Annotated in this window: 8 protein-coding genes; 5 read left to right on the top strand and 3 right to left on the bottom strand. The window is 70.0% G+C overall.

Translation table 11 applies throughout. The features are described 5' to 3' along the window. Positions 1-104 precede the first annotated feature (104 nt). Positions 105-1,208: a sulfite oxidase gene (locus tag ABZX92_RS26990; protein WP_355564940.1), complete on the top strand. Its 1,104-nt coding sequence runs from the start codon at positions 105-107 to the stop codon at positions 1,206-1,208. On the opposite strand, the gene ABZX92_RS26995 is transcribed toward ABZX92_RS26990, so the two are convergent. Continuing rightward, a complete protein-coding gene (locus tag ABZX92_RS26995) occupies positions 1,205-2,182 on the bottom strand; it encodes a LacI family DNA-binding transcriptional regulator (RefSeq protein ID WP_355564942.1) in 978 nt (325 codons plus the stop codon). The genes ABZX92_RS26990 and ABZX92_RS26995 overlap by 4 nt on opposite strands. 73 nt (positions 2,183-2,255) lie before the next feature. Between ABZX92_RS26995 and ABZX92_RS27000 the strand changes: the two genes are divergently transcribed. Together ABZX92_RS27000 and ABZX92_RS27005 are read left to right on the top strand one after the other, a co-directional pair. Further along, positions 2,256-3,431, top strand: a complete 1,176-nt coding sequence (locus ABZX92_RS27000) for an MFS transporter (protein ID WP_355564944.1) — start codon at positions 2,256-2,258, stop codon at positions 3,429-3,431. 87 nt (positions 3,432-3,518) lie between these two features. Then, positions 3,519-5,096, top strand: a complete 1,578-nt coding sequence (locus ABZX92_RS27005; RefSeq protein ID WP_355564947.1) for an MFS transporter — start codon at positions 3,519-3,521, stop codon at positions 5,094-5,096. Here ABZX92_RS27005 and ABZX92_RS27010 read toward each other — a convergent pair. Continuing rightward, a complete protein-coding gene (locus ABZX92_RS27010) occupies positions 5,093-8,092 on the bottom strand; it encodes a sugar-binding domain-containing protein (protein ID WP_355564950.1) in 3,000 nt (999 codons plus the stop codon). The genes ABZX92_RS27005 and ABZX92_RS27010 overlap by 4 nt on opposite strands. A gap of 187 nt (positions 8,093-8,279) precedes the next feature. Here ABZX92_RS27010 and ABZX92_RS27015 point away from each other — a divergent pair, with 187 nt between their 5' ends. Beyond that, positions 8,280-9,617: a collagenase gene (locus tag ABZX92_RS27015; protein ID WP_355564953.1), complete on the top strand. Its 1,338-nt coding sequence runs from the start codon at positions 8,280-8,282 to the stop codon at positions 9,615-9,617. Here ABZX92_RS27015 and ABZX92_RS27020 read toward each other — a convergent pair. After that, positions 9,604-10,539 carry a LysR family transcriptional regulator gene (locus ABZX92_RS27020; protein ID WP_355564956.1) on the bottom strand — a complete coding sequence of 312 codons (936 nt, stop codon included), beginning with the start codon at positions 10,537-10,539 and terminating at the stop codon, positions 9,604-9,606. The two genes, ABZX92_RS27015 and ABZX92_RS27020, sit on opposite strands and share 14 nt — an antisense overlap. 108 nt (positions 10,540-10,647) lie before the next feature. Here ABZX92_RS27020 and ABZX92_RS27025 point away from each other — a divergent pair, with 108 nt between their 5' ends. Continuing rightward, entirely contained in the window at positions 10,648-12,024 is a 1,377-nt protein-coding gene (locus ABZX92_RS27025; RefSeq protein WP_355564958.1) for an aminopeptidase P family protein, read from the top strand. Positions 12,025-12,029: the final 5 nt, after the last annotated feature.

Consider the following 12,029-nt stretch of genomic DNA (forward strand, 5'->3'; position numbering starts at 1 on the left):
GCGGTGCGTGGGGGGGGGGTGTCGTGCCGGGCCCCCCCCCACGACCTGTCCAGGTTTCTCGTTCTGCGGGATGGCCCCTTGCGGCGGGCCTTAGCGTGGAAAGCATGATCTCTCGGCGCGGCGTGCTGATCGCGGCAGGACTCACGGTGCTACCGTCGCGTGCCGTGGCGGCACCTTCGATCGTGAAGCCGTTGCCCGCCAGCGACTTCATCGTGCACGGCACCAACGCGGAGACGCGCTTCGAGGCGTTGCGCGGCGTCGGCTCGCTCGTGCCAGCGTCGAAGTTCTTCGTGCGCAACCACACTTCGACACCCGTGCTGGATGGTGGTTCCTGGCGGCTCCGGATTTTCGGCTCCGGGGTCACGCGGCCGTTGTCGTTGTCGCTGCGGGAGTTGCGGGCGCTGCCGTCCTGTTCGGTCGAGGCGGTGATCGAGTGCGCGGGCAACGGGCGGAGCTTCTTCGCGTCGCAGCAAGGGCAGAGCGTGGCCGGTACACCGTGGACTCTGGGCGCGGCCGGCAACGCGCGGTGGCGCGGGGTGCCGTTGTCGGTGCTGTTGCGGCTCGCCGGAGTGAGGCGGTCCGCTGTGGACGTCATGCCGGCCGGGCTGGACTCCGAGTACGTGACCGGCGGGGTGAACCTGGGGAGGGTGCGGCGGCCGTTGCCGGTGTCGAAGGCTCTGGACGACGTGCTGGTGGCGTACGAGATGAACGGCGAGGAGCTGCCGGTCGACCACGGGTATCCGGCTCGGCTGGTGGTGCCGGGGTGGGTCGGGATCGCGAGCATCAAGTGGCTGGGGTCGTTGGAGGTTTCTTCCGTTCCGCTGCATTCGCCGTGGGACACGCAGTTCTACCGGTTGCTCGGTCCGGACTATCCGGCCGAGGGCTCGCTGGTGACCACGCAGGTGGCGAAGAGCGCGTTCGAGCTCGGGTTCGGCGCTACCGTTCCGGCCGGGCGTCAGGTGCTGACCGGGCGGTCGTGGGCTCCTGGCGGGGTGCGGCGGATCTCGGTCTCCGTGGACGGCCGGACGTGGCGGCGCGCCACTCCCGTGTCGCGTGGCGGCTGGACGCGGTGGCAGATCCCGTGGCAGGCGACGCCGGGTTCGCACGTGTTGCGGGCGCGGGCGGATGACCAGCCTGATGCGTCGCCGTACAACACGCAGGGCTACCTGTTCGGGGCCGTGGTCAAGCACCCCGTGACCGTGGTCTAGGCGCTTTCACGGACTACGAGCGTTGACGGGAAGAACGTGGTCCGGTCGGTGTTGCCGCGGTCGAGCACGGCTCTCGCGGCCGCTGCGGCGATCTCCTCCACCGGGTGCGTGGACGTGGTGAGGGCCGGACGGCTGAGGCAGGCGAACGCGATGTCGTCGAACCCGGCGACCGCGACGTCCGCCGGTATCCGGATTCCTTGGGCGTGCAGTCCGTCGAGGACACCGAGTGCGGTGAGGTCGCTGAGGGCGAACACCGCGTCGGTGTCGGGCCAGCGGGTCATGATCTCCATCGCCGCTGCCGCGCCGCGGGTCGCCGTGAAGTCACCGGAGACGACTCTGGTCTCGCGTCCGCTGTCGCGCATGATCTGGTGGTAGGCGTCCCGCGCGCGATCGACGCACGGCAGCCACGATGGGCCGGTGACCATTGCGATTCTCTGCCGGCCGGTGTTCACCAGGTGGCGCACGACGCCGTCGGTGCCGCTGCCGTTGTCCACGTCGAACGAAGGCACGTCTTTTGTGCCCACGCCGATCGCGGCGGTCCGGCCGCGCATGGCCTTGGGCACGGTGTGCAGGGCCGGCTGCGTCGGGTTGACCACCACGAGCCCGCCGAGGTTGTGGCTGCTCGCGAGAGTGGCGAGTGAGGCGCCCAGGGGAACCCAGTGCAGCGACACGCCGACCTCGCGTTCGGCGGCGATGTGCGCGGCCGTGGTCAGCACCCGCCCCACGTACGGGTCGTCGAGGATGGCGGCGGTGGCGCCGATCACCGCGATCGCGAGGCGGGTACCACTGCGGGACGCCAGCGCGCGGGCGGCGGCGTCCGGCACGTAGCCGAGCTTGGTGACGGCCTGGGTGACCCGGTCGCGCGACCGTGCCGACGCGGGACCCTGACCGGTGATCACCCGTGACGCGGTCGCCCGTGACACACCCGCGGCCCGTGCCACGTCGTCGAGCGTCGCGCTGCGTTGTCCCCTCATCTGGCAAGTATTGCCATGGAAGCGCTTCCATGTGTGAGGTATGAGCTTCATGTATCGAGAAAGGGGGACCGGGATGTCGGTCACGGTGTCGCGCAGGGAAGTCCGGGCCGCCGCCGCGGGCGTGGCTGTGACGTTCGGGCTCAACGGCGTCGCGGTGGCTTCGTGGTTCGCCCGTGTGCCCGCCGCCCGTGACGCGCTGGGTCTCTCCGCGGGCGCACTGGGGCTGTTGCTGCTCTCGATGTCGCTCGGCGCGTTCCTGGCGATGCTCTCCGCGGGTGAGGTCACGCATCGGCTCGGCGCGCGTCGGACGGTGTGCGTGTCGGCGCTGGTGGTCTCCTCGGGACTCTTTCTGGCCGGTGCCGGGATCGGCTCGTTCCCGTCGGTCCCGCTGACGGCTGCGGGCATCTTCGTGCTCGGCTACGGGTCGGGCCTCTGCGACGTGGCGATGAACGTGGAGGCCGCGGAGGTGGAGCGGGCTCTCGGTCGCACGGTGATGCCGCGCTTTCACGCGATGTGGAGCCTGGGCACCGTGGCCGCCGCCGGGCTCGCGTCCCTGGTGGCGTGGGCTTTGCTGCCGGTGACCGCGCACCTGGGTGGCGTGGCTGTCGTGGTCGCGGCCGGCACGCTGGTGGCGGCGCGGGCGTACCGGCTCGGCGGCGACGCGTCGCCCGAGCGCGGCAGTGGCGTGCTGGCGGCTTGGCGCGAACCGCGCACGCTGCTGATCGGCGTGCTGGTGCTCGTGCTGGCGTTCACCGAGGGCACCGCGAACGACTGGGTGGCGGTGGCGTTCATCGACGGGCACGCCTTCTCCGGTGCGGCGGGTTCGGTGGTGTTCGGCGTGTTCGTCACGACGATGACGTTCGGCCGGATCGTCGGGACCGTGGCGCTGGACCGGTGGGGCCGCGTGCCGGTGCTGCTGGTCACGATGCTGGTGGCGGCGTCCGGGGTGGTTCTGGCGGTGTTCGGCTCGTCGCCGGTGGTGGCGGTTATCGGTGTCGCGGTGTGGGGGCTCGGCACCGCGCTGGGCTTCCCGGTGGGCATGAGCGCCGCGGCGGACGACCCGGCGCGCGCGGCCGCTCGGGTGAGTGTGGTGGCGGTGATCGGGTACACGGCGTTTCTCGCCGGTCCGCCGCTGGTCGGGCTGCTGGGCGACCACGTAGGGGTGCTGCGCGCACTGCTGGTCGTGCCACTGCTGTTGCTGCCGGCTTTGGCGCTCGTGCCGACGCTGCGACGGCCTCACGCGCAGTAGCTCTCGTGCCGCCGCTGCGGCGACCCGATTCTAGGGAGTGGGACCGACAGTTCGGCGGCGTGTGGGCCGGGGTGTGAAGATCGGGCCGTGACAGTCTCCGCGTGGGCGCCCCTGCGTCGCAGTGCCTTCCGGGCGTTGTGGCTCGCCCAGTTCGCCTCCAACATCGGCACCTGGGCCCAGACGGTCGGTGCGCAGTGGCTCATGGGTGACCTCGGTGGGTCCGCGCTGCAGGTCGCGTTGGTCCAAACGGCCACCACCTTGCCGGTGTTCCTGCTGGTGGTGCCGTCCGGGGCGTTGGGCGACATCCTCGACCGCAGGCAGGTGCTGATCTCCGGCCAGGCGCTCATGCTGGTGGGGGCGGCGGGGCTGATGTTGCTCGCGGGGACGGACAAGGCCACGCCGTCGAGCCTGCTCGGGCTGCTCGCGCTCATGGCGATCGGGCAGGCGCTGTCGATGCCGTCGTTCCAGGCCATTCAGCCGGAGCTGGTGTCCCGCGAGGAGATTCCGCAGGCCGCGCTGCTCAACGGCGTCAACATGAACGTCGGCCGCGCGATCGGGCCCGCGCTCGGTGGGCTGCTGATCGCGCTGGCCGGGTCGGAGGCGACGTTCGCGTTCAACACGGTGTCGTTCCTCGGTGTGCTGATCGTGCTGGCGCGGTGGAAGAGGCCGTCGGACCACCGTCCGCTCGGGGCCGAGCACATCACCACGGCGGTGCGGACCGGCGCGCGGTACGTGGCCAGTTCGCCGTTGTTCCGGCGCGTGCTCACCAGGCTCCTGTTGTTCATCGTGTTCGGCAGCGGGCTGTGGGCGCTGCTGCCGGCGATCGCGCGCGGGCCGCTGCAGCTCGACGCCAGCGGGTACGGTGTGTTGCTCGGCAGCGTGGGCACGGGGGCGATCTGCGGCGCGTTCGTGGTGCCGAAGTTGTTGCAGCGCATGAGCAAGAACCGGCTGGTGCTGTTCGCGACGTGGGTCTACGCGGGCGCGACGAGCACGGCGGTGCTGACGGAGAGCTTCCCCGTGGTCATCGTGGCGATGTTGCTGACGGGGGCGTGCTGGATCGCCACGCTGTCGACGTTCAACGCCACCGCGCAGGTGATGCTGCCGTCGTGGACGCGGGCCCGGGCGCTCGCGTACTACCAGCTGATCCTCATGGGCGGGCAGGCGCTGGGCGCGGTCGTGTGGGGCGCGGTCGCGGACGCGTACAGCCTCAGGACGGCCATGATCGTGCCCGCGGCGGCGATGGCCGTGGCAGTTCTGGCCGCCTCGAAGTGGTTGCCGCTGCTGGACCGCTCGCTCGACATCAGCCCGGCGACGTACTGGGACGCACCACCCGAGATCGACGACACCGACGCCGGACCCGTGCTGGTCACGGTGGAGTGGCCGGTGGCGAAGGAGAACGAGGACGACTTCGTCGAGGCCATGCAGAAGGTCGGCAGGGCCAGGCGACGCACGGGCGCGACGATGTGGGGGCTGTTCCGCGACACGGAGAAGCCCGAGACGTTCCTGGAGACGTTCACCGTGGCGACGTGGCAGGAGCATCTGCGGCAGCACATCGAGCGCGGCACGGTCGTGGACCAGCAGAACCAGGAAGCCGCACGTGCGCTCGCCAAGGGCGACGCGCACGTGCGGCACCTGCTGTTCGCGGAGCCGAAGAAGCCGGACTAGGCGTTGTAGGCCTCGACGGTCACGCGAGGTTGCTCGGACGGAAGATCGCGCTTGTGCCACGACAGCGTGATCTCGCGGGTCTCACCGGGCAGCAGCCACAGGTAGTTGTCGCTGTAGATCGTCGGCAGCACGCGCCGGCCGGAGTGCCGATCACGCAGACCGAGCCGGGTCATCGCCGCGACGACCTCGCCGGTGTTGCGCACCTTCACGGTCACTCGGCGCTGGTCGCCAGCACGCCGAACACTCCCGGCATCCAGAGAGACCTCGGTGCGGTCCACCAGGTTCAAGCCCCGCATGTCCGAAGGCGCGCGATAACGCCAGTAGGTGTTCTCGGAGACGAGCTGGTCCCCGTCGAACAGCCGCAACCGCACCAGGTGCAAGGCGGACGAGTGCGGCGTCACCGGGAACAACGGCGCCTTCGCGGACGGGCCGACCTCGACGGCAGCGTTCTGCGTGCTCAACACCTCACCGGACAGTGCGTGCACGGAAGCTTCGACCCGGCCGCGCAGAAGACCCGTGGTGTGGTTGAGAACCATCACCTGCCAAGTGTCCGAAGAGGCCTGGACGTGCTGCGGCTCGCACGCCTTCTTCGCGCCGAAGTACGTGCCGTTGACGTCCATGTCGTAGTCGTAGGTCTGCCACACCGTGGAGTACCAGGCCGGATGCGACATCCACAGCAGCAACGCCGAAGCGTCGTCCCACAGATGAGCGTTCCAGGCCTCGAACATCGCCCGCATGTTCTCGTAGTTCACGAACTGCGCCTTGCGGCAGAACTCGTCGAGCCCGGCAGAAGCACCTAGCCGCTCGTCGATCGCGGCCTGGTAGAGCTGCGGCCGCTGGTTGCCGTTGGCGCACCAGTCGTGCGCGTACCAGACGTCGCCGATCGGCCACGCCACCTCGCTCCCGGCCAGGTTGCGCATGGTCTCGGCCACCGGCACGGCCGGCATGCCGATCTCGGTGTGGAAGCCGAAGTCGGCGGTGTCGTACGTGGTGGGGTCGAAGTACTTCGCCGGCTCGACCCAGTGGTAAGGGCCGTGGCCGGACACGCTGCCGTCCGCAGAGTGACTCTGGTAGTGGACGCCGGTGTGCCGCTCGGCCACGATCTCGCGCAGCCCCGCGTCCGTGTTCGGCGGTGGCGAGGCTTCGTTGGCACCGCACCACACCACGATGCTCGGGTGGTGGCGGTAACGGGTCACGGTGTCGCGCGCGGTGTCGAGGTAACCCGGGATGTCGTCGGTGAACTCGCCGACGATCCAGAAGTCGTTCCACACCAGGATGCCGTGCCGGTCGCAGGCGGCGAAGAACTCGTCGCGGTTGCTGCTGCCGATCCAGTTGCGGATCATCGTGAAGTTCATGTCGCGGTGCAGCGCGATCACGTTGTCCAGGCGCTCGGCCGGCATGCGGCGCAGCAGCTCGTCGAAGCCCCAGTTGCCGCCGCGGCAGAAGATCGGCACGCCGTTCACGCGGATCTTCAACGGCTCGTGCTCGTAGGAGAACTCGCGGATGCCGAAGTGCGTGGTCCGCTTGTCGCTCTCAGCGCCCTTCGCGGTCACCGTCAGGACCGTTTCGTGCAGGTACGGGTCGCCGTACCCGTTGGGCCACCACAGCTTCGGGTCGGCCATCGTGTGCGTGCCGAGAGCGACTTCGGTGACGCCGGGTTCCAAAGTCACGGCCTTGGCGAGCTTCACACCGGAGAACGCCGCCCGCACCGTGACCGGCAGGGGAGAGGCGGAGGTGTTGCGCACGGGCACGCTGATCGTGATGTCCGCGGACTGGTGGTCGGCGGACAACGTTGTCACCACCCGCGGATCACCGAAGACCGCGGCACCGGTGGCGCGCAGCCGGATGTGGTCCCAGATGCCGGTGCCGCGGTCGCGCACGGCGGGCATCCAGTCCCAGCCGGAGATCGACAGGTAGGTGGGCGAGTCGAGGTGGAGGCGGCCGGAGTTCGGGAACGCGCCGCCGTCGCTGCCCTTGTCCGTCGGGCTGCCTGGGTGCTTCATCGGGTTCAGCCGCAACGCCAGCACCTGCTCGCCCGAACTCTGCACAGCGTCGGTGATGTCGAACGAGCCGCGGATGAACGGGTTCGTCACGTCGCCGATCTTCGTGCCGTTGAGCCAGATCTCGGCGTGCTGCATCACGCCGTCGAGCTCCAGCCACACCTTGCGGCCCGCGAAGTTCTCCGGCGACGGGAACGTGCGGCGGTACCACCACGAGTGCCGCGACAGCGCTTCCGGGATCTCCATGTTGTGCATGGCGGCGGCGGGGTCCGGGAAGTGGCCCTGGTCGACCAGTGACGTCAGCACGGTGCCCGGAACCGTTGCGTCCAGCCACTTCGAAGTGTCCACACCGGACCGGGCCAGCGCGGCACCGTCGGAAGTGCGCGCGAAGTCGTCCATCGTGAGGTGCCAGCCGGAGTTCAGCTCGACGGTGTTGTCCGGTCCGGGCTGCAAGGCAGGGACCTTGCCGGTGCTGCACCAGTCGGTCCAGCCGCTGACCTCAGGCCGCTCGCCGGACGTGCCGTAGATCTGAAAACCGTTGAGCCCCAACGGGTTGTCGTTCGACCGGCGGGTTCCCGTCAGGCGGACGTAGCGCGCGCGGACGGGCTTCTCCAGCTGGATCCGGGTTTCCGCGCCCCGGTAGACCTCGCGCCACGTCCGGTTGTCCGTGCTGACCTCGAGGTGGAACGCCAGCGCGGCGGCCGACAGGATCTCCACGCCGGTCGTGTCGTCGCGCGGCTGGTAGCTCGGTACCGGCACGAACGTCGGATCGCCCGGCTTCGCCTCGAAGACCAGCACGAACGACGAGACCTCGCAGAGTCCCTGCAGGTCGACGACCACCCACTGCGGGTCGCCACCGGCCGCACGCCAGCCGGAGCCGCGCACGCCGGCCTGCTGCAGGCCATCGGTGACGAACTGCGGGGGAGTGGCGGCGTAGGCGGAGGAAGAAGCGGAAACGGGGCGGTTCAGCGCAAGATCGATGACCTCGTGCGACATCAACTCTCCATGCGGATCAAGGCGCCCGCACACAGCTTTGGGGGTTGATCGTTTGCCGGTCAAGAGGACAAGCAGGACAGGATGACAAGGTTGTCCATAGCAGCGAGCTATGAACGGAAGCGATGTTCGCGGGTCTCCGCGCGGTGTGACGCTCCTCAGCACCTCACATCCCCTGCGGAGGACACCGATGCGATTAGTCGCCCTCGTCCTGGCTCTGCTGGCCGGACTTCTCGTACCCACCGCGGCGCAGGCCGCCCCTCAAGGTTCGCCGAACAGCCCCCTGCTGCCACCCGAGGTCGCCAGGAACATCCTGCACCCGGTGCCCGGGAACACCATCCAGGCCGCGGCCGTCACCGACTACCCGGCCGAACTGCGCGCGCTGACCCGCGTGCTCGACAACTACACCAGCGCCGACGACGCCACCGTGCACGCCGGCATGATCATGCTCTACTACGGCCACAGCTCCCCGGAGTTCCTGGCCGCCGTGAAGGCCGAGCCGGAGATCCTGCGGGCGTTGCGCCGGTTCGTGGTGCGGCACCTGGACCTCTTCGGCACCGGCCGCGCCTACCTGGTCACCAACGCGACCCGCGAGCTCGGCAGGTTCCTGCAGCACGACGACATCGCCCCGCTGGTCCGCCCGCTGCTCGTGGACCTGGCCGGCCGCGGTGACGTCGTCGGCACGCTCGCCCCGCTGTGGGTGGGCGTCGCCGAGATGGTCGACTGGTACGACAAGGCGAACTGCCGCCGCTACGGCACCTGCGACTTCCGCGCGACGATCGACCGCCGCGTGCTCACCGTCCGGCACACCTGCAGCTCGACGCTGAAGATTCGCGCCCAGCAGCTGACCCGCGCCCAGCTCCGCCAGACGTGCAGCTCGCTGGCCGCCCAGGACGCCGTCTTCCACGGCCTGGTGCACGACGCCGGACCCGTCGCGGGCGACCAGAACACGTCGCTCGAAGTCGTGGTCTTCAACACCAGCAACGACTACCGGACGTACGCGGGTGTGCTGTTCGACATCTCCACCAACAACGGCGGCATGTACCTGGAAGGCGACCCGGCCAAGAACCAGGCCCGGTTCATCGCGCACGAGGCCGACTGGCTGCCGTCGTTCGCGATCTGGAACCTCAACCACGAGTACACCCACTACCTCGACGGCCGGTTCGACATGCACGGCGACTTCGACGAGAACATGACCACGCCGACGGTGTGGTGGGTCGAGGGGTTCGCCGAGTACGTGTCCTACACCTACCGCGACGAGGTCTACACCGACGCGCTGGCGGAGGCGAAGAAGCAGACCTACCCGTTGAGCGCGCTCTTCGACACGACCTACGACCACGACACGAAACGCGTCTACAACTGGGGCTACCTCGCGGTCCGCTACCTCGTCGAGAAGCACCCGGCCGACGTCGCCGCTGTGCTGGCGGACTACCGCGTGGGTGACTGGGCGGGTGCCCGCGACCACGTCACGCGGGTGATCGGGACGCGCTACGACAACGACTGGCGCGCGTGGCTCAGCTCGCTGTGAACGCCCTCTGTTCCCACCACGGCCGGAACACCTCGCTCGCCATCGCCTGCTCCGAATAGGCCCCCAGCACCTCGGCGAACACGCGGCTGGCCTGCTCCCAGGTCAGCCGCTCCCGCCGCCAGCAGAAGACCAGCCGCATCCGCATCGGCGCCCCCGCCAGCGGCCGCACCGCCACCCCCGGACCGCCCTGCGACGTCGGCTCCACCAGCTGCACGGCCTTGCCCGCCGCGATCAGCTGCCGCCCGGCACCGCTCGGCACCTCGAACCGGATCCGCGGCACGAACCCCACCGCCCGGCAAGCCGCCCGCAGCGTCGTCAACGACCCGTCCTCGGCCCCAGGTGGCCCGACCCACGCCTCATCGGCCAACTCCGCCAACTCCACTTCAGGGGCTGAAGCAAGCCGATGACCTGCGGGAAGAGCGATGTAGACCGGAACCCAAGGCACCACGATCCGCTGCCCGACGCCGCGCGGCAGCCCGAGGTCGCCCTCCTCGTCGACCGCGATCACCGCCGCGTCCAGGTGCCCGTTCGCCAACGCCAGTGCCAGCCCGGTCGACGACGGGTCAACGACCAGCGTGACGTCGTCCAGGGCCTCCTCCAGACGGGAGAAGAGCGCCGCCACGCACTCCATGTGCACCGACCCGAACCGGATCGGGCCGCCCCGCCCGGCCATGTCCGAGCCGAACGCCTCCAGCTCCACCAGCAACAACCGGGCCCGCTGCAGCATCTGCGCGCCCAAGGCGGTAGGAACGGCACCGGCCCGGCCGCGTTCGAACAGCTTGCCGCCGACCAGGCGCTCGACGCGTTGCAGCAGCGTCGTCAGGGACGGTTGGGAGATGCCCAGCTGGGTCGCCGCGCGCGAGAGGCTGCCCGCGTCGCCGATGGCGCAGACGGCGCGCAGGTGCCGGATCTCCAGTTCCATAGGCTGAGGCTATCCCCGATCCGGATTGGCGGACTCCCTCCGTTCGCAGGGAGGCTGGAGGGAAACACGATCCCGAGAGGACCGGAATTGGCTCGGACACGCCGTGACATGGCGAAACTGGTCGACGCGGACGGTTTCCGCACCCACATCCGCGACGGCTGGGGGAAGTGGGACGACCACGTCGACCTCCCCGCGGGCACCGCGGAGGCGGCCCAGGCCCATCGCGCCAGGCTCGTCGCAGCACTTCCGGGCAAGCGGATCGCGCTCGCGGCGGGAAGGGCGCACGTCCGGTCCAACGACACGTTCCACGAGTTCCGCGCGGACAGCGACTTCGTGTGGCTGACCGGGTGTCAGGTCGAGGGCGCGGTGCTGGTGCTGTCCGATGAGGACGCCACGCTGTTCGTGCCGGTGCCGTCGGAACCGCACAGCGTCGACTTCTTCGGTGACGCCGACCGCAGCCCGTTCTGGATCGGCGCCGCGGCCGGGCCGAAGGAGTGGGGCGAGGCGCTGAACATCACGGCCCGCCCGCTCGAAGACCTCGCGCACGCCCTGCGCGGCCGGCACCCCGAGACGCTCACCGCCAAGGGTGTCGACCCGCTGCTGGACGCGCTCACCGGCTCGCACAGCGACGAGCTGCGCACCACGCTCTCGGAACTGCGGCGCATCAAGGACGACTGGGAGATCGACCAGCTCCGCCAGGCCGTCGACGCGTCGGTCATGGGCTTCGCGGACGTCGCCATGGAGCTCGGCCAGGCCGTGCGCGGCGGGGGAGAGCGCTGGCTGCAGGGCACGTTCGACCGTCGCGCGCGCACGGAGGGCAACGGTCCGGGCTACACCTCGATCGTCGCGGCCGGCCACCACGCCCCGGTGCTGCACTGGACGCGCAACGACGGCCGCGTGCACGACGCCGACCTGCTGCTGCTCGACGCCGGTGTCGAGATGAAGTCGCTCTACACCGCGGACGTCACCCGCACGTTCCCGGTGGGCGGCGAGTTCTCCGCGGCCCAGCGCCAGGTCTACGACCTCGTGCACGCCTCGCACGTGGCGGCGTTGGCGGAAGTCAAGCCGGGCAACGACTACAGCGCCTTCCACCACACCGCGATGCGCGTGCTCGCGGAAGGCCTGCACGACTGGGGCCTGCTGCCGGTCAGCGTCGACAAGGCGCTCGACCCGGCCGGTCAGCACCACCGGCGGTACATCGTCTGCGGCACCGGCCACTTCCTCGGCCTGGACGTGCACGACTGCGCCGACGCCCGCGTGGAGACCTACCAGATGGGCATCCTGGAGCGGGGCATGGCGCTGACCGTCGAGCCCGGCCTGTACTTCCACCCGAACGACGAGACGCTGCCGCCGGAGCTGCGCGGCATCGGCGTGCGCATCGAGGACGACCTCGTGGTGACCTCGACCGGCGCGGAGATCCTCTCCGACGCGCTGCCGATCGAGGCGGACGACGTGGCCGCCTGGGTCAGGAAGCAGCGCTCCTAGCGCTT

The sequence above is a fragment of the Lentzea sp. NPDC006480 genome (genome assembly GCF_040611995.1).
Taxonomy (GTDB): Bacteria; Actinomycetota; Actinomycetes; order Mycobacteriales; family Pseudonocardiaceae; genus Lentzea.

What these genes read in the sequence shown, in the direction of transcription:
- ABZX92_RS27020 (WP_355564956.1), bottom strand. Translation starts at nt 10,539, where the DNA reads ATGGAACTGGAGATCCGGCACCTGCGCGCCGTCTGCGCCATCGGCGAC.
- ABZX92_RS26995 (WP_355564942.1), bottom strand. Translation starts at nt 2,182, where the DNA reads ATGAGGGGACAACGCAGCGCGACGCTCGACGACGTGGCACGGGCCGCG.
- ABZX92_RS27015 (WP_355564953.1), top strand. Translation starts at nt 8,280, where the DNA reads ATGCGATTAGTCGCCCTCGTCCTGGCTCTGCTGGCCGGACTTCTCGTA.
- ABZX92_RS27000 (WP_355564944.1), top strand. Translation starts at nt 2,256, where the DNA reads ATGTCGGTCACGGTGTCGCGCAGGGAAGTCCGGGCCGCCGCCGCGGGC.
- ABZX92_RS27025 (WP_355564958.1), top strand. Translation starts at nt 10,648, where the DNA reads ATGGCGAAACTGGTCGACGCGGACGGTTTCCGCACCCACATCCGCGAC.
- ABZX92_RS26990 (WP_355564940.1), top strand. Translation starts at nt 105, where the DNA reads ATGATCTCTCGGCGCGGCGTGCTGATCGCGGCAGGACTCACGGTGCTA.
- ABZX92_RS27010 (WP_355564950.1), bottom strand. Translation starts at nt 8,092, where the DNA reads ATGTCGCACGAGGTCATCGATCTTGCGCTGAACCGCCCCGTTTCCGCT.